We start from the raw sequence: 18697 nt of genomic DNA on the forward strand, positions 1-18697 counted from the left end.
TTTACATCCATTGACAACTGCTTGCAAAAGGTGATTATCCGTCGCGTTCTTTTTTCATTAAAAATCAAGCGTTTAAATAATTGTTTTATTTTTTTCTCAAAAAAACATTGTGCAGTTTCAGGAAAGCTGCTATATTTGCATCACCAAAAACGGAGGAGCGGTAGTTCAGTTGGTTAGAACGCCGGCCTGTCACGCCGGAGGCCGCGGGTTCGAGTCCCGTCCGTTCCGCCAAACATCCTAAGCAAAGCCGGGCAAAAATGTCCGGCTTTTTTGTTTTTAACTGCCTTCATATGCATAATATTTGATGGTCTCAAAACATATCATCACTTTTAACTTAACCCCCAATACCATGAAAATACTTGCTTACATGCTTGGTTTCAGCCTGTGTCTTTTGGCAACTGCCTGCCAACAACAAAAGCAAGACAGCTCAGAGAACAACACGCAGAAGACGGACACTACCGGCGTATCGTCGGCTTCGGAAACGGCCCCTTCCCCTTCCGTTCCTGCCCAAGAGGAAGACACCGAAGCAGTCATTGCCCAAATACGCGAGCAGTTCCGTGCAGTAGAAACTGCCGCAGACAAGCTATCAAGTCTCAGCTTTGTGCTTGCCGATGCCGCCCCCAAGGAGCAGCTCATCACGGCTTACTTCAACAATGGGCAGTTAGTAAAAATTAGCGTGGAAACAGCCGTCGGACACATATGGAACGGTACACACTACTACTTAAAAGACGGCATTCCTTACTTTGTGTTTGAACAAAAAACAGAGGAAAGTGCTGTAAGGGGCCCCTTCACCATCACTGAAAACAGATTTTATCTTCACAACCATAAAGTCATAAAGGCTTTACTCAAACAGAAAGAGTTTAAAGGCGACGGGCAGCAGGTCAATATGGACGACGCTCCGGTAAAAGACATCACGGCACGGGACGAGTCGCCGGAAGGCACTGCCGAAGCTTTTGAAAGCCGTTGCCGCCTTCTTTGCAAATACATTGAATCTATCCGTAAGCTCAAAGGCACATGGCAAAGCACCGACGATGACAAAAGTATTCTAAGAATAGACGACCAAGGATGGGTGTTCGAATACAGAGGGCAAGCCAAAGCCTCTTCAGACCGCTTTTACGCAAACTACTTCGCATATGCGGACCACACCTACCCAATAAAAATTCAGCTGAATGGCAAAGACAGCGGCGAGCTAATGGAGTATAGTATCTTGAAGCAAACCGAAGACAGCTTGTCACTCACCTATCTTGCGAGAGGTAACACCCTGACCTTTATAAGGAAGAAGTAGTAAAGCGCCCAAAATACTACCGCAGAGCAGCAGGCAAGACCACCTGCTGCTTTTTTATTTATGCTTTATTTGTTTTTCAAAAACACTTTGTCAGCTGTTTGACGTTTAAAAAGCGGAAAAAAAAGCTACCTTTTACTCACGCTTAATTTTTGGTTCAACAAAAAAATTTGATGCTTATGAGTACGGAAATCAGTAAAAAACGAAAAACCACCGGCATGGTAATGGCCGGATTACTTACCGCTTTCCTCTTATTCACTGCCTTGGGCAAGCTGACCATGCCCGCCATGGCTGAAAATTTTCAAAAATGGGGACTGGGCGACTGGCGTATCATCATTGCTGCCGGTGAGATAGTGTCTGTGCTGCTCTTTTTGATTCCACGCACAGGCATTGTGGGCACTTTGTTGTTAAGCTCTTATTTCGGTGGCGCCATCATGGTGCATATGGTTCACGGTGAGTCCTTTTTGGTACCGGCTGCGGTATTGGTATATGTCTGGATAACGGCTTTTATCCGCTATCCGGAACTTAGCGAGCGCCTGCGCGGATAGGCTTTTGATACTGAATGGGGCGGGCTGTTCGAGGAACAAGCCCTCTCATAATCAATATTTTAAAAAAACAAAAACAAAAAAACACCATCAAACATTTGGCAGTTTTATTCAAAAGCCATTATATTTGCATCACCAAAAACGGAGGAGCGGTAGTTCAGTTGGTTAGAACGCCGGCCTGTCACGCCGGAGGCCGCGGGTTCGAGTCCCGTCCGTTCCGCCAAGCATCCTAAGCAAAGCCGGGCAGAAATGTCCGGCTTTTTCGTTTTTTTTTTTACGGGCTAACGTAGCCAATCCCCTGTGCCATCAATACGGCAAGCAGCGGGATGGCAAGCAGCAAGAGCAGCTCCAGATAAATACAGCGGCGCACTGCTGCCGGCACCTGTACTACCTCCTCTTGCTTCCCCTTGCTCTGTTTCAGAAAAAAGACCGTCGGATAAATAGAAAGCACACCCATCAAGGCAAACAGGGCTATCTTGGCAAGAAAGAGATGATTGTTGCTGTAGTAGGCTGCCGGCTTGCCTACCTTCCACCAGAGCATCATGCCGGCAAAAAGCAACAAAACGGCGCCGGCTCCATACAGAGCATCGATGCGTGCCAGACGGCGCAGGCGGGCACGCGTCATGGAAGGCGCCACCGCAAACGCCTCTATACCCAAAGCAGCCACTATCATAAAGACTGCTACAAAGTGCAAGTATTTGTAAATCAGGAAAGCATGCATAGACTGTATAGTTTAAAATTCATGAGCAGCAATAACAATGTACGCTCATTTATGCTAAAAACACAACCCGACTTCTGTCTTTTTTATGCACCTTCCCTTTCATGCTTTTCGCCTTCTTTTTATGGCTGATGCTCTTTTTTGTTGAAAGCTCTTGCTTATGCGCCCCCGTTTGTTTCGTCTCCTTCCTTGTCATTTCGAGCGCAAGCGAGAAATCTATTTTTTGCAAAAGAGAAGCTTGGCTTGACGATATGCCTCGTTTCACCTAGCATGATAAAGGAGCTGCTTTTCTTCCCTTTCTCACGAAGCTTCGTGAGAAAGGGAAGGCTTTAGTTTATTCTCAAGGCCTTAGAAACCCATATAAATACACCTTAGGCTGTATTTTCTCAGCCAATTTTTCAAGCTTTTCACGCAATTGCGTAATGAGCTTCATATAAGTTTTATCATTGCTTTTTTTGTTTAACTTGCCTTTTTCGTTGCGTCCTTGAAAATACTCTTTAATATCGTAAAAAGAAGCATTGATATTATTGTGTGGTTGTTGATGATAGTATTTCCAAAGGGCTTTGCCTGCTTCAAAAACTTCCTTTGCCTGAGCAGAAAACTGCAGTTTTATAGGTACATTGCCTTCTTGTTGGAACAGATCAGTAGCTTGTTCTATTTTTATTTTCCCATTTATATAATCGTTCATAAAATGACTATCAAATCTATCACGGGCTCCTACTTCTTGCTCGGTGAATGGTATCCAGTGATTAGTACCATACTTGCTTGAAATACGGTTCTGGTCATGAAAAAGCGTAAATATCAAACAATCGGTCTGAAATTCTTTGTCGTGCTTCCAGCCATCGTTCGGATATAAAAATTGATCTCGATCGTTCAGCCAAGTGGCTTTCAAACAATGGCGAACGGCAAAGTAAATAGCCACCTGAATAATATTTCCTGGTGTAACTTTCTTGCAATAGCGTGCCTGTGGTTTCGACAAAATGGAGAACTTGTTATTATTTTGGAAATCAGGCGGATAAAACGACAACAACCCTATTTCTTCTCCGTTTTTATCTTCGAACTGCACAAACCAATCGTTCAATCTTTTAGGCAAATCTCCATAGAAAGTTTTCACACCTACTTTCTCTTCATTCTCATTATATACTTGGCAAATGATATTTTTTATTTCTTCTTTGGTGCCCAAATCCCAAATAGTAAACCCAATAGGAAACTGGCCTCTGACGTTGTCAAATGTATTTGAAGGCACTACAAAGCCCCCCAAATATTTTGCTCTAAAATACTGCTTAAACTTATCAAAGTTGCTGCCTTGTACAAACTTAAGCTTTGAGAACTGTGCCAAGATACAGCCCGGCATTTTTTCATAAACCTGTGCCATAAAAAGTGCAAAAAGCTCGTTGGCTGCACTGCCAATTTTAGATTTAAAATAGTGGTTCGCCTTTTGTTCTGTGGATACACCTGCCTTGTTTTTACCTGTTCGTGTTACGGTTCTGGCTGTGGTAGCTTCGGCATAAGGCGGATTAATGTAAACAATCAACTTTTTACGTTTTTCGGCATCCGAAATTATTTTAAATAAGCTGTCGGGGATTTTGCCACCTGAAGAAACGGGCTTCCACTCGTCATTCAGAAAGTCAAACTGAAAGACGTGATCGGGCAGCAAGTTCGCACCATTGCTAATGCGGTCGTGCATGACCTCCACATCTTGACGATCCAGTGTAGAGGCATAGATATTGTATTTGTTGGTCAGTCCCGTGAGCAAGTTACCGGTACCTGCCGCACAATCCCATACAAAGTATTCGTCTTGCCAGTCTTCACCCAGCACATTGGTAAGATATTGCTGCGAGAGTGCCACCCAGTTGCGTGGTGTGAAAAAACTACCCTTTCGTTCACGGATATCTTGTGGCACGAGCAAGTCTCTGCGCTCTACAATATAGTCCCAATACTCTTCTTTTGGAGGGCGCTCATATCTGTTCCAAAATTGAGTATGAGCCTGCTGCTTGTCTTGAAAATCAGCCTCTTTCTTTTTAAAGAATCCACTTTCGTCAATTTCTCTATCGAGCTCGTAATGGTCGCTTTTTAGCAAAACAAACAGCTTATCTTTGAGTGTAACGTTATTTGCAGAAAGCAAGTCTGCAAGATAAAAATCACCATCAATGATGCCACGTGCTTTTGCTTTTTCCCAATCAACGGCAATGGTTGGTTTTACTACTTCCAACCATTTGTTGTATACAGAAATGAAGTTGTTTTTGTCTATTCTAATTTTAGTTAGCCCGCGTTTGCTTTCTTGAAAGTTGAGCCTAATAAAGCGTTGAAGGTCTCTATCGTCTCTGTCAAAATAAAACAGAAGCGTCTTGCTGTCAAGAATGTTTTTTACTGTGTCATAAATAAGTTGAAACTCCTTAGTAGTGTGATCAGACGGGGCAACATTCCAATTGAAGTCATTTAAGTAAAAAAATTCTTGAATGTCGCTATAGGGAAGAAAGGCTATTTTCTCGGCATCAAAAGCCCCCAGGAAAGCTGGCGGAAGATACTTGTCAAAAGTTCTTTCTTTACCAATAGTAAGAATCAACTGAACAAAAGATTTATGGACCTCCGAACTCCCCCTTTTGGCTTCTGCCCATAACAGAGACTCCACCTCGTCTGTTGTTTGGCTTTGGTGCATACACACACAAAAGTCTATTTTACCAATAATTTTGGTGCAGTCATACAACCAGAAATAGTCCTGTGCTACCTTATTTTTTAACTCTTCTTCCAGTATGTTCGGATATTTCATTTTCTCATGTTTTTTGTGGTACAATAAAATTACTGTCCCCTCTCTCTCAACGCACATAGCTGCCTGCATTTACATCGAAGGTGGCTCCGGTGGCGTGGTCAGCATAGCCGCTGAGCAGCCACGGCACCCATAGCGCCACGTCGCGTGGTTGCGTGATGCGTTCCAGAGCTATGTCGTTTTTCACATAATCTTCGCCATAGGCATCGATGAAGTCCTTTGCCATGTCGGTCATGGTAAAGCCGGGCGCCAACGCAAACGAACGGATGCCCTCTTTTCCGTGAAAGCGGGCAATAGAACGGCTCACGCCCAACATGGCACTCTTCGATGCCGCATAGGCCCAATATTCGGGCGTGTCGCCCCGGAAGGCGGCGCGCGAGGCTATCCACACGAAACGCCCTTCTTGCTGCGCGCGGAAGTAAGGCAGCACTTCTTTTGCCAACGCCGCTGCCGCCCCCACATTCACCCGCATGCTTTGCTCCCATGCATTGAACCAGTCTTCAAAGGGCATATCGAGTGGTGCACGCAATGCAACGGCAGCGTTCAGCACCACGCCTTTGAGCGGGGGCATTGTCTGCTGCCGAAGCAGGTGCAGGCAGTCCTGCCAGAAAGCAGGGATGGCTTCCGGGCGGTTCAGGTCGAAAGCTATGCTTTGCAGGCGCGGGTGTTTTATTGTCAAGGGCGTGCGGTTTCTGTGGGCAATGACCCAAGCACCGGCTTCAAGCAAAGCTTCGACAATTGCCTTGCCAATGCCACGGCTGCTTCCCGTGACCAAGACAGTTTGTCCCGAAAGTTCAATATTGAGCATGCTTTTAAAAGTTTTTTAAATACTCTTTTCAATACATTTAAAGCAGCTTTTTTTAACGCTGTGCCTGCAGACGCAAACCAAGCACCAGCGTTTGCACTTCGGGCGCGCCGTGGTTTGCCTCAAACACAGGCTGCAAATGATAGCGTGCAAACAGCAGCCAATCGCCTTTGCCCAAGGCAGCGGTTACACCATAGCGGAAAGGCTCGGTGAAGTACTCGCCCGTGCGCTTTTCTTTGCGCTTATAGCCATTGGCATCTTCATATACCACCTTGGTATAATCAGCCAAGCCATAGCCCACGAAGCCCCCCAGCACCACGGTCCAACCACGGCGGTTGTTGTCGCTGTCTATACCGTGCCATTGGTAGCTAAAAGGCAGGCTTCCCTGAAACATAGTAAATTTGCTTCGCTTGAGCGGCAGCCCCAGCGGTTGCATCGTTAAGGTTTCGTTTTGCACTTCCAAATGCAAGTCTTTTTCAAACACATGGTTGTACCAGGCGGCTTCGACGCCCAGCGAAAACATATGGTGCGAGTCTTCACCGCCAAGACGCCAGCGGCTGTGCCATGCCAAAGCATAGAAGCCCGAATTGAAAGGTTTGATGGCAAAGTCGGCGGGCAGAGCGCCCGTCCAGCTTGTTGCGCCCACTTCAAAAGTCATATAGAACTCTTGTGCCGGAATACGAAAAGCCTCGCCGGCATACAGCTCATAACTTAGGCTGTCTTTGCTGTGTTTTTTCCATACGGTATCGGCGGGCACTTTTTGGGCAGCCACTTGCCCGGCACATACACCCACTGCCAATAGTAAAAAACAAACTGCTGTTCTCATCATATTTTTGTTAGTTTGCGCATGGTTTTCCATAAAGGTAAGCATTAGTTATATGCAAACAAACACACCTATCGGCATTTTTGACAGCGGCATCGGCGGACTGACGGTAACGCGTGCCATCCGCCGGCTGCTGCCCCAAGAAGACATCATTTACTTTGGCGACACCGCCCATATGCCCTATGGCGACAAATCGACCGAAGCCATTCAAGCCTATTCCATTAAGATTGTCAATTTCTTGTTGAGTCAGCAGTGCAAAGCCATCGTCATTGCGTGCAATTCGGCTTCGTCGGCTGCTTACAAACTCATACGCGAATACGTAGGCAACCGGGCGTTGGTGGTCAATGTCATTGATCCCATGGTAGAATATGTGGCAGAACGCTATGCGGGGCAAAAAGTGGGGCTCATAGGCACCAAGCAGACGGTGCGCTCAAATGTGTATAAGAAAAAAATAGACGACATGCGCCGGGGCATTCAGTTGCAAGCGATGGCCACGCCCCTGTTGGCGCCCATGATTGAAGAAGGCTATGCCGGGCATCCCATCATGGCGCAGGTGATTCGCGATTATCTGAACAAAGCCGCCTTCGATGACATACAGGCGCTGATATTGGGCTGCACGCATTATCCGCTTATCAAAGACATGGTGGATGATTATTTTGGGGGTAAGGTGGATATCCTCGATTCGTCTGAGATAGTGGCTCAAGCGGTAGAAAGCAAACTATGCCGGTTCGAGCTTAAGCGGGAAGATAACAGGCAGGGCAATGCGCAGTTTTTTGTATCGGACTACACGCCCGCTTTTGAAGAGATGACCGGGCTCTTCTTTGGCGAACATGCCAAGCTGACGCTTTATCCGTTGTGGGAATAGGCATTTTATTCGTGCCGCTCCGCTTCGTCTCATTCCGGGCGCAAGTTTTTTCAGGAAAAGGCGGCTTGGTTCTATTGAAGCAGACTTTCTTCTTCAAGTTCGGCAAAGTCGGCCACATCCAAGCTCTGAAAGATGGTTTCCCAATAGGTGATGATCCATGGGTTGTTTTGCGAAGCGGGGGTAGTAGGCGAAAAAGGCAGCACATAGAACACTTCTACACCGGCAAGTTCCAGGTCGGCAAACTGCTGCAAGTCTTCTTCGGCATATTGCACCGCTTGTTTTTGCGAATAAGGCGGTTTCTTGAAGAAGTCGCGGCGCCCGCTGCCCGGCATGCTTTCCACCATGTCGCTCAGATAACACACACGCACGTGTGCATCGAACGGCAGACGTGCACGCCGCTTGTCTATGATGTGCAAGCTTGCCCACAGGTCGGTGTACAGCTTGCTGTAGTTTTCATTGGGCATATCAAGCGCTTTCAGGCAGCGCTCCAATACTTTACGCTGCTCTTTTCGCAGCATCAAACCGTAATTGCTTTTTGCCATGGCTACATCAGTGGGGTTCATGCCCATGGTGTCGGGCATAGCTATGCGGCAAGTATAAGAGAACACCTTTCCGCGTGCCGTGTTTTCGTGCAAGAAGTACAAGTCTATTTTATCGCCCTGCTTGCGGATACCATGGCGCACCAGCATTTCCAAAGCTTTTTCGTATTTCTTTTTCACGAAGTCGTCTTCTGTCTTTACGGATACGGTTTTGTCTATAAAAATCAAAGTGTAATTCACCGGTGGCGGCGTGGGCGGCGTCTGCGGAGGTTGCTCTGCACCACAAGCCGTCAGCAGTATCAAAAGAAGCAAAGAAAAGCAATAGGTATATGGTCTTGCACTCATAAGTGTTTTTTTTATTTTCGGGAAGATTAGGCTTCTGTGTCCGGTTGTACTTCCTCTTAGTTTGTTTCTTTGTTGTTTTCCGGCGCGTTCTCTGCCGTCGTGTCCGTTTTGGTGGTGCGGCGCTTGCGTGTTTTCTTCTCCGCGGTTTTCGCGGGTGCTTCTTCGGCAGCAGGTGCCGGCGTTTCTTCCGCTTGTTCGTTCGTTTGCGTTTGGGTCTTGCGGCGGCGCTTCGTTGTTTTGGGTGTTGCGTCGCCCTCTTGACGGGCAAGCAGCCCGGCGGCCTCTTCCCGGGCTTTTTCGGCGGCAGCCCGTGCATAGCGCAACTCCTGCTCTGTTGTCTTCAGGCGGCTTTTTAGCTCGGTCATTTGTTGCTCACGCATCTGTAAAGATGCTTGTAGCACCTCCTTTTCCTCTTCCAGTATGTGCAGGGTGCTTTCCAAACCGAGCATGCGCGCTTCAAGCGCCTTCATTTGCTCATGCCGCTGCTCGTCTGCTGCCTGCCACTCTCTTTGCTTTTCTTCCCAGCGGCGCAACTGTTCGCGGCTCTGCTGCAGGTGTTTCTCACGTTGATTTAGTTTTTCTTCCAGTTCGGCTATGCGGTGGTGCAGGTGCTCGACCTGCTGCCGTACACGTGCCTGTTCATGCTGCAACGATACCTGCCCTTGCTCATAGCCATGGTTCAGACGGTAGATGCGTTCTTCGAGGCGGTGACGATGCAGCTCTTCTTCTATGAGTGCCAAGCGCCCTTCTATGTCTTTTATTTCCCGTATCAACTGTTCGGGGCGCTCGGTCATTTGTAATTGCTGCTGCAGGGCATCCAGCTGCGAGCGGGTTTGGCTGACGGTCTGCTCCAGCTGCTCCACTACTGCCTGCTTTTCTTGTTTTATCTTTTGCAGTTTTTTCAGGCGCCAAGGTATTTGAAACCACAGGCGTGTGTAGGCTACCAGCACGGGAAAGCTAATGCCCAAACACACCGCGCCGGCTACGGCAAAAAGCACACCGGACAGCACAAAAGACAACAAGCCCATCCGGCTGCCTACCAGTTGGTTGTCGAGTGCGCCGGCCTGTGCCGAAAGGCTTTCAAGCTCCTGTAGTTGTTGCCCTGAGAGCTCATCGGATGCCTGCAGTTGCAAGATACGCTGAGCCAGACTCTGTTTAAGGCGGTCGGTTTTATACGCTTCATAACGGAAAAAGCCCAACACCAGCAGGGTGGCTATGGTAAAACCAACCATGAGCATCTTAAACACCACATAAATGGCTTTGGCACGCCGGCTCTTGCTTTGGTTGTAGGGGATTTCAATCAGGCGGTCATAAGCCGGTTTGAGCAAAACCGACACCATGGCCAGCCCCACGGCAAAGCTCCATGCTTCTATGTTGTTCTTGATATTGAGCGCATAGGCTACAATTTCGTGCGAAATGATAAGGTCACCGGCAATAAATACAAAGCCTGCCACAAAGAAAAGTATGCCGGCAAGCAAAGAGTATTTATGACGCAAGCCGGCGCGTTCTTCCAAATAGCTGTTTTCTTCTTCACACACACGGTCATATTCTTGCTTGCGCCGCTCGAACTGCTTTTGTTCATAGTCAAGGCGGTGCTTGATGGCATTGATTTCATTTTGCAATTGCAAGCAGGCCGCTTTGGTTTCGGGTAAAAGCTGCTGCAGGCTTTGCAAACGCTGCTCGAGCGCCTGCTGTTCTTTTTCCAATGCCGCGATGTGTGTTTGCTCGGCAAACCAGCCTTCATAGTTGCGGCGGTCGAGCCGCAGATAGCCTATCCAGAAGCCTTGTTTGTATTCTTCCGTATCGGGCAAGGGCGACTGCGCCACCACATCCATGGGGGGCAGCCCCGTTGCGGGCAGTTCGTCTGCGGACTGCTCTTCGCCGTCCGGTCCATTGGCACTTAGGTCTTCTTTTTCCAGCCAAGGGTCATCATCTGCCGGGCTCGCCTCTTCGCCGGGCAAATCCATGGGCTCGTTGCTTCCCTCCACGAAAGCCTCACTTGCGGGGGCGTCTTCAAAAGGCAACTTTTCTTCTTCTTCTTTCATATCCGTCCACTCTATGGGCAAGGTAATTTATGCAAAAATATAAGCATTGCGCAAAACCGTAAGTTTTATGAAGCGTGCTTCCGTTGGCATATCACTTTGTAGTCGCAATATGTACAGCGTTGCACATCTTCTACCTTCCTGATTTCCTTTTCTTTATCCAGCATTTCGGCAATTACCTTTCGAATGGCTTCTTTCAGTTCTTCTTCTTTTTGGCGAATATCCCACGCTTCCCCTTGTTCTTCCTCTAACAACATCAGTTCATCTGCCAAGTTGCGGAATGAGTAAATGCCTGCATACAACCGGGGTGGTTTTTGTTGCTGCCGGCTACGCAGGTATTCCATATAAAGGAAGGTGTAAATCAACAACTGACGCACCTTGGAATAGTCTGCATTCCTGCTTTTCAAACCGTTGCTTTTTGGATCATGGGAAAAGAGGGCATCCAAATCATCCAAACTCAACTGCAGGTCTTTAGGCCTTACCCTCCCCGACTTATAGTCAATCACATAATAGACTTCTTGCCCTGTTTGGGGGTCCATGCGTTTGTCGGCGCGGTCAATAATTCCCTTCAGGCGCGCTTCCACGCGTCCCAAGCCCTCTACCTCTACGGGCAGCACAATCCTTTTTTCTTCTTCCATGCGCAACTCAAGCCCTTCGATGCTCCACTTTTGGTTGCCCATTTCTTTTTTTTGCAGGTGCAAGAAGCGTTCTATTATGGTCTCGAGTGCCACCTTTGCCAACAAACCGCTACCTTCGTTGGTTTGCCCTCTTTTGGTGAGCTCCTGCTCTATCATTTGTTTTATCACGGGCTTTCCTTTGGGCACACCGCTTGCTTGGTCGCAGACCGTATCGCTCAACCATTTGTCCAGTTCTTCTTGTGTAATTTCTTTGCCTTCATAGTTTTTGAACAGTTTTTCAAGCACGGCATGCAACACTGTTCCGAATTCGTTGTTTTCCAACTCTTCGCTTATCTCATCTTCTTTTTTAAATTTCAACACATACGAAAAATAAAAGCGCAAGGGACAAGAAAGATAGCTATCGAGTGCCGAAGGCGAAAGCCCACTTTTTTCAAGGTATTCTCGTATTTTACCGATAACTTCCCCGTCTTTTTTAATTGCAAACGTCTCTTCGGCTTTGGATTTAGCCTGTGGCAAACGCAGCTGTATTTTTTGAAGGCTTATGTTCCGGTTATAGACGCATAGCTCATCTTCTATTTGATAAAGATAGCGGCTGGGTTCGTAGTCGTCGTTTTCTACCTGCATCATCACTATTTTGCGTGCACGATGCAGCAAACGATACACATCTTGCGTGGTTTTCATCATTTGCTCTTCGGGCAAAGGCAAGCCCAGCTCTTTATGGAAGGCATAGGGCAAAAGCGAGCGGAACTCCACCTCGGCAGGCAGGTATCCTTCGTTGGCGGTTACAAATATCAGATTGTCAAAGTCAAGCAGGCGCGATTCCGACAAGCCCAACAGATGGATGCGGCTGTTTCCGGAAGAAGTGTCGGGATAAACGAAACGGTCGTGGGTCATCTGCTGAAACAAACCGCGCAAAAACCCCAAAGTGGTAGCGACTGAATTGCGCTGTGCGTCGGCAAGCAGCTGTTCTATTTCAGCAAACAGGTTTTGCATTTCTTCCAGGTAGGTCACGTCCAGCCGGGCAATGGCTTTTTTGGCTTCGCTCTCTCTTTGGGCTGCTTCGTTTTGTCCGGCTGCGTTCTCTTTTTCGGCGGCTTTCTCTTCCATGGCTTCCTTTAGTTCCTGCGTGAGGTCTTTCAATGCTCTGACTGCCGAAGTCGATACGTCTTTTCCCTGCTTCCAATAAGTGAACAGCTCTTGAATAAAAGACTGAAACAGCTGCATCAGGGCTTCGCGCTCTGCCTCCGCAACAGATGCACCTGCTTTTTCCACCGCTGCCTTTGCTATGTAGTCCACCAGTTCTTTTTTGCTGACATAAGCATGGCGGCGGGCGGTCATCTCCTTCAAAAAAGATTGAATGAGCGCCTGCGCCAATGCGTACTCGCCCAAGCCTTGCGCTCTGAGTCTTCTACCCAGCAAAACGTATATGTAAGGGTGTGTCAGCACCGCATTGATATGGGCATGATAGTAGCACAGCACGCGGCTTTCTTTGGTCTCTTTTTTCGCAGCAGACGCATCTACTCTTTCTTCCGGCTCTTCTGCCACCTGCTCCGCGTCTGTGTCGCTTTCTTCTTCCTGTAAGCTGCTTTCGCGCACGCGCCATTGCTCGTCGAAGTGCAACTGAAAAATAGACTGCATGAGCTGATAGGCGGGGGTAGCGGTGAGCGCCACGCCCATGGAAACAGCCAACTCATCTTCTTTGCTTTCTTTCAAGGCGCGTATGAAGGCAGGCAGTAAAAAAGTATCGACCAAAACAATGCCTATCGAACTGCCGGGCTCAAAGTTCAGCTTGCCAGCCAATGCGCCCTTGCCCTTCACGATGTCGCGCACCACGTGGGTTTGCATGGAAGCCATGGGCACAGATACAAAATAGCATTCCTTGCTTCCCTGCGCCAAACGGTTGCTTTTTATCAAAGCGGCAGGTCCGGCGCCCGTCTTTTCACAAAATTGCTTAAGGCGCCTGCCTACGGGGTGCCAATCTTTACCGCCCGGCAGCTTCTGTTCTTCTGTGCCGTTTTTTTGATAACCTTCATGATAATAGTCGTCTGACTCCCAATAGAGCTGCACTTTTTGCGCTTTTTGCAGCTTCTTGAGCACCTCTATTTCTGCTTGGCTCAGCTGATTCAAGCCGGCTACAATCCACAAGTCGCCGGGTGCTTTTTCGAACCACTCCGGCGCATGCTTTGCCCATGCGCGCCACAGCTGCCCTTTGTGCGCCATGCGTTTCTTTTGACACATCTCTTGAAAGTGCTCGTACACTTCCGGCAAGCTGCGATAAAGCAACACCTGCCGCCGCACCGAAGGGGGCGCCTTTCTCAATTGCTCGTCGTCTTGCCAGGCGATAGATAAATATTCAAGGTCTTTAAGCTCTTTCAAATTACGCAGTATGTCTCTAACATCGACCAGGGCTTCGTCAAGAGCAATAAAGTCTTGCAACAGGCGGGCAAGAAAAGAGGCAATGCGCTCATTCAAAATGCGCTGCACCTCGCCTTCCATTGCCTCTTCGTCCACCTCTTGGGCATCATCTTCATGCCAAAGCTCGGTGACCTTTTCTTTCAGCTCTTTATGCAAGCATTCATACAGGCAAATGAGCAATTGGGGCTCCGGCGTGCTGAATTGATGCCCTGTCTGAATGCCCAACTGCCGGGCGGCTATTTTCAGCATAAAGTCTTCCCAGGCATGGGCTTGTATGGCTTCGCCTCCCAGGCGTTTGATTTCTTTTGCGGCACGTTTGGTAGGTAAAAGAAAAACCACTTCACGCCCGGCATGGGCTCCCCCTGCCTCCAAAAGCTTGTGAATAAACGTTTCTTTTAGAACAGATGAAGTAGTAGTCATGGCAAATGCTCTTTGTTTTGTTTTTGAATATAGCAATAAGTGACTAAAAGACGAACAATAAATTTGTAATTTCACCAATCAAAACGGAAGCCATGAAGGATACATATGATTTTTTGATTGTAGGTCAGGGCATTGCCGGCACGGTGCTTTCTTACACGCTGCTCCGGAAAGGCAAAAGTGTGTTGGTCATCAGCAGTCCACACCACAGCGCCGCCACACGCGTGGCAGCGGGGCTGTTCAATCCGGTCACCGGCAAACAGCTCAAAAAAACATGGTTGGCACAAGAGCTGTTTCCTTTTTTGCACCGCTTTTATCCGGAAATGGAAAAAACCTTGGGCATACGCTTCTTCTATCCTACGGTCATTTACCGCCCTTATCGCAGTGTGCAGGAACAAAACGATTGGATGGCGCGCAGCAGTGAGTTGAAAGAGTGGCTTCGTACCGACACCGACGATGCCCACTACCGGCGTTTTACACCCGCCCCCTATGGTGGGTTGGAAACGCTGCATGCCGGCTATATAGACACCAACCTGCTGCTCGACCGCTATGCCGCCTATCTCCACCAAAGGGAAGCCCTGCGCGAAGAGGTGTTTGATTATGACCGCGTGGAAATACTGCCCGATAAAAAGGGGGTGCGCTACGGACCATACCGGGCACGCTATCTTATCTTTTGCGAAGGGGCACACGGGCGCTTCAATCCTTTTTTCAAAGACCTGCCGTTCAACTGCGTAAAGGGTGAAATATTGGATATAGAATTGCCCGAAGCCCTGCCGTTCATTGTCAATCAAGGGGTGTCGGTCATTCCTTTCCGCGGGGAAGCACGTGCCAAAGTGGCTGCTACTTATCAGTGGAAGCCCCTCGATGAAGTGCCCACCCAACAAGCACGCCAAGAGCTGATTGAAAAAACACGAGATTTATTGAGTATTCCGTTTCAAGTAAAAGGGCAAAAAGCAGGCATACGCCCGGCCACACGCCCCCGCCGCCCTTTTGTAGGCTTGCATCCGCAGTATCCGGCTTTGGGCATCTTCAATGGCATGGGCAGCAAAGGAATTTCGCTTACGCCCTTTTTTGCTCAACAATTTTATGAGTATATTGAAAATCGAAAACCTTTGCACGAAGAAGTAGATATAGCTAAATATTTCAAAAAACAATGAAGCGCACAAACCTCCTGTATTTACTATTGACTTTATTTACTTTTTTCTTGCTGTGCCAACCACGGCTTGGCCGGGCACAGTTCATTGAGGGCATGACACAGCGCCCTTTTGGCAAAAACCGTGTGCAGTTCAAAGACTACGAATGGCGCTTCAAAACCTCGCCCAATCTCGAGTTTTATTACTATGAATACGGTAGCCGTCTTTCGGACTTCGCCATCCTCTATGCGGAAGAAGAATTCAACCGCATTGCCGACCTCATTGGCTACAGCCCCTCGCAAAAGATACGCCTCTTCATCTACAACTCGGTAACCGACCTCATGCAGAGCAACGTAGGGCTCAACACCGAACTGCTGGCAGTAGGCGGCCAAACCAACTTCATTCGCCCCATAGTGGAAGTGCCTTTTACCGGCAGCCTCTACGACTTCAAACTGGAAATATCGAAAGGCATTGCTCACGTGCTGCTCAACGAGATGATGTACGGCACCGGCTTCCGCGAAATGCTGCAGGCAGCTCAAATATTCAACCTGCCCGAATGGTACCTGAGTGGCATGAGCGCTTACGCAGCCTACGGCTGGAGCCAAGAGATGGACGATTACATGCGCACGGCCATTCGAAGTAACAAAATACGGCATCCCAATCGTACCATCGGTGAAGATGCTACTTTGGTGGGGCAGTCGTTTTGGAATTTTGTGGCACAGAAATATGGTACCCACCATGTAGCCAGCATCCTGAACCTGACACGCATCACCCGCGACGAAGAGCTGGCATTTCAAAATACGCTGGGTAAACCTTTCCGCCAACTGGTGAAAGAGTGGCGTGATTTTTACACCGAAATCAGCCGGGAAGCGCAACAGAACTACGAAGCCGTGAAGTACGACAAAGTGCTTCATGGCAACCGTAATAACCAATTCACCTTCCACCAAGTGAAAATCAGCCCCGACGGGCGCTACATAGCCTATACACTCAACAAACGGGGGCGCTACAAGGTAGTAGTGCGCGACCTGCGCCGCAAACGAAAAAAAGTCATCATGCGGGGGGGCTTTCAAGTCTATACCCAACGATTCAACAAGCAAATACCGCTCATTGCCTGGTCCGACAACCACAAGCTGGGCGTTGCCTTCATGAAAAAAGGCAAATCGCGCGTGGAAGTGTTTCATCTGGACAAGCGCCGAAAAAAGAAGCCGGTATATGCACAAACGTTCGAGTTTTTCAATCAAATTGTGGGTTTCGATATTTCTGCCGATGCCACCCACTTTGCCATCAGTGCAGACCGGCGCGGGGTGGCCAACATCGAGTCGGGGGTCAATGACGTTTATATTTATGACACCCAAGAGCAATTTTTGAAAAAAGTAACGCCCAGTGACCTCTACGACGACAAGGACCCGGTATTTGTGGGCAATTCCAACGACATCATTATTTTTTCATCGAACCGCCCCAACGACACCCTGAACCTGCCCCCTGCCACCTACAAAGACCTTCACGACGACTACAACCTGTATCTCTATAACCCCAAAATATCGGAAGAACTGCTCACCCAACTCACCTTTTCCAATGCACAGGAAACGCAGCCCGAATGCCACGACTTGCAGTGGGTCTATTATCTGAGCAACGAAAACGGCATCAACAACCTGTATCGCCTCAATCTGCAGAACGGCAAGCAGGAAGTATTGACCAACAGCCTGCACGACCTGCGGGCTTTCAGTGTAGCTCAAGGCGACCTTGCCATCCGCTATTTCGGCAGCCGCAAGCTTAAAGAACGCCTGGTATTGGACCGCAATGCGGAACTCACCCCCAAACAAGTTGGTCCCGACACTTATCGCCTGCAATTGTTGCGCAGCAAGGGGTACCGTGCCGAAGAGCGTCCTTTGCCGCCGGCAGAACCGGAAGCAGCCGACAGCAGCCGGCAGGCAGAAGAAGTGCTCCCACCCTACGATCCTGAAAACTGGTCATTCGACAACTATGTGTTCGACCCCGATATTGTCAAGGAGTTCAAGCAGAATAACCGGCAAAACAATCAAAACCAAATCAGCCGCCTGATAAAAAAGGCGCAAACTTCCAAAAAAGACATTAGCATCAAAGGGGTGTTTCCTTATGAACCACGCTTCACGGCAGAGCAAACCGTAACGGCCCCCCTCATAGACCCCTTGCGTGGATTTGGATTGTTGTTTGAAGTGCGCCTCGCCGACATGCTCGAAAACCACAACTTTCACGCAGGTATATTGGGCATCACCGACCTGAAAAGCAGCAACTACTTTGCCGAATATAATTACTTAGCCAAGCGCATCGATGTAGGCGCCCGCTACGACCGCAAAAGCATTTTTATATCGAACAGTGATTTAATTCATCGTTATTCTTCCAACAGAATTGTAGGGCGTATAGCGCTGCCTTTCACCAATGCCCTGCGCATTGAAGGATTTGCCGGCTACATGGATACCCGCTTCACCGACATAGGTGTGTTGTCTAATCCGGATGTACGCGATGAGTATGTGCACTGGAAGGGGCAGCTCGTGCTGGACAACACCGTTTCCTCCGGCATGAACATGCTGCAAGGCAGCCGGGCCATTGTTAGCTATGAGCAAAACCTGGGCATGGGGGGCAACATAGACAAGAGCTTCGACAAGCTGTTTGTTGACCTGCGGCATTATCAGTCGCTTGACCGTGAGATTGTGCTGGCTACCCGCTTTGCCTACGGGCGTTTTGGTGGGAAGTCGCCCAAGCGTTTCATGCTGGGCGGCATGGATAACTGGATGGGCGCACAAACCGGCGGGGGCAGCTTGGGCGATAACCCGCTGAGTGTGGAGCCCGGCATAGGTAATTCCGATTTGCTGTTTCATGAGTTTGCCACCAACCTGCGCGGCTTCGATTATAATGCCGCTTCCGGCAGGCAGTTCTTCGTATTCAATGCCGAGCTGCGCTTGCCGCTGGTAAAATACATATTCCGCGAAACGGTCAAGTCCAAGTTCTTCCGCAACCTGCAGTTTGTAGGCTTCTACGACGCCGGCGCCACATGGAACGACAAGGGACCATGGGAACGCAACAACGACATCAACACCTATGTTGTCCGCGACGGGCAGACATTTGAAGTCATTGTACGCAATTACAAAAATCCCTACCTCATGGGCTTTGGATGGGGTGTGCGTACCTATCTGTTGGGCTATTATCTGAAGGTAGATGCTGCCTGGAGCGTAGAAGACTTCATTGTATCGGAAAAGCCACGCTACTACTTCACACTTGGCTATGATTTCTAAGCCATGCTCAATAATAAATTCATTCGTATGCGTCGGAACAACGGCAGCCGGCGCATTTTTGCTTATGTACCTCATAACGCAAAGCCGCCGG

The 18697-nt window shown here is 48.6% G+C and carries 12 protein-coding genes and 2 tRNA genes; 7 read left to right on the plus strand and 7 right to left on the minus strand.

Features of this window, described 5'->3' with window-relative positions:
* Positions 1 to 154 precede the first annotated feature (154 nt).
* The 4 genes from QVE43_RS02595 (at position 155) to QVE43_RS02610 (ending at position 2050) form a co-directional block, all read left to right on the plus strand.
* Positions 155 to 231 (plus strand) — tRNA-Asp (locus QVE43_RS02595).
* Positions 232 to 349: 118 nt separating this feature from the next.
* Entirely contained in the window at positions 350 to 1285 is a 936-nt protein-coding gene (locus tag QVE43_RS02600; protein ID WP_288004149.1) for a hypothetical protein, read from the plus strand.
* A 176-nt stretch (positions 1286 to 1461) separates the two neighbouring features.
* Entirely contained in the window at positions 1462 to 1830 is a 369-nt protein-coding gene (locus QVE43_RS02605; RefSeq protein ID WP_288004150.1) for a DoxX family protein, read from the plus strand.
* Positions 1831 to 1973: 143 nt separating this feature from the next.
* A tRNA-Asp gene (locus QVE43_RS02610) sits at positions 1974 to 2050 on the plus strand.
* Between the two features lie 51 nt (positions 2051 to 2101).
* On the opposite strand, the gene QVE43_RS02615 is transcribed toward QVE43_RS02610, so the two are convergent.
* The 4 genes from QVE43_RS02615 to QVE43_RS02630 form a co-directional block, all read right to left on the minus strand.
* Complete coding sequence (locus QVE43_RS02615; protein WP_288004151.1) at positions 2102 to 2548, minus strand: DUF2214 family protein; 447 nt, start codon at positions 2546 to 2548, stop codon at positions 2102 to 2104.
* 337 nt (positions 2549 to 2885) lie between these two features.
* The gene (locus tag QVE43_RS02620; protein WP_288004152.1) at positions 2886 to 5315 is read right to left on the minus strand and encodes a hypothetical protein; all 2430 of its coding nucleotides are present in this window, start codon (positions 5313 to 5315) and stop codon (positions 2886 to 2888) included.
* Between the two features lie 46 nt (positions 5316 to 5361).
* Complete coding sequence (locus QVE43_RS02625) at positions 5362 to 6120, minus strand: SDR family NAD(P)-dependent oxidoreductase (RefSeq protein WP_288004153.1); 759 nt, start codon at positions 6118 to 6120, stop codon at positions 5362 to 5364.
* A 52-nt stretch (positions 6121 to 6172) separates the two neighbouring features.
* On the minus strand, positions 6173 to 6946 hold the full coding sequence (locus QVE43_RS02630) for a hypothetical protein (RefSeq protein WP_288004154.1): 774 nt from the start codon (positions 6944 to 6946) through the stop codon (positions 6173 to 6175).
* 49 nt (positions 6947 to 6995) lie between these two features.
* Here QVE43_RS02630 and murI point away from each other — a divergent pair, with 49 nt between their 5' ends.
* Complete coding sequence (murI, locus tag QVE43_RS02635) at positions 6996 to 7805, plus strand: glutamate racemase (protein WP_288004155.1); 810 nt, start codon at positions 6996 to 6998, stop codon at positions 7803 to 7805.
* 71 nt (positions 7806 to 7876) lie between these two features.
* Here murI and QVE43_RS02640 read toward each other — a convergent pair whose 3' ends face one another.
* The 3 genes from QVE43_RS02640 to QVE43_RS02650 all read right to left on the minus strand — a co-directional run bounded on the left by QVE43_RS02640 (position 7877) and on the right by QVE43_RS02650 (position 14204).
* Positions 7877 to 8689 (minus strand): hypothetical protein, encoded by an 813-nt coding sequence (locus tag QVE43_RS02640; RefSeq protein ID WP_288004156.1) that lies wholly within the window; start codon positions 8687 to 8689, stop codon positions 7877 to 7879.
* Between the two features lie 56 nt (positions 8690 to 8745).
* The gene (locus QVE43_RS02645; protein WP_288004157.1) at positions 8746 to 10734 is read right to left on the minus strand and encodes a hypothetical protein; all 1989 of its coding nucleotides are present in this window, start codon (positions 10732 to 10734) and stop codon (positions 8746 to 8748) included.
* A gap of 65 nt (positions 10735 to 10799) precedes the next feature.
* Complete coding sequence (locus QVE43_RS02650; RefSeq protein ID WP_288004158.1) at positions 10800 to 14204, minus strand: PD-(D/E)XK nuclease family protein; 3405 nt, start codon at positions 14202 to 14204, stop codon at positions 10800 to 10802.
* Positions 14205 to 14296: 92 nt separating this feature from the next.
* Between QVE43_RS02650 and QVE43_RS02655 the strand changes: the two genes are divergently transcribed.
* Positions 14297 to 15358, plus strand: a complete 1062-nt coding sequence (locus QVE43_RS02655) for an FAD-binding oxidoreductase (protein WP_288004159.1) — start codon at positions 14297 to 14299, stop codon at positions 15356 to 15358.
* Entirely contained in the window at positions 15355 to 18606 is a 3252-nt protein-coding gene (locus QVE43_RS02660) for a hypothetical protein (RefSeq protein WP_288004160.1), read from the plus strand. Before QVE43_RS02655 ends, QVE43_RS02660 begins: the two co-directional genes overlap by 4 nt.
* Positions 18607 to 18697 lie beyond the last annotated feature (91 nt).

This window comes from Thermonema sp., from assembly GCF_026003375.1.
Lineage (GTDB): Bacteria > Bacteroidota > Bacteroidia > Cytophagales > Thermonemataceae > Thermonema > Thermonema rossianum.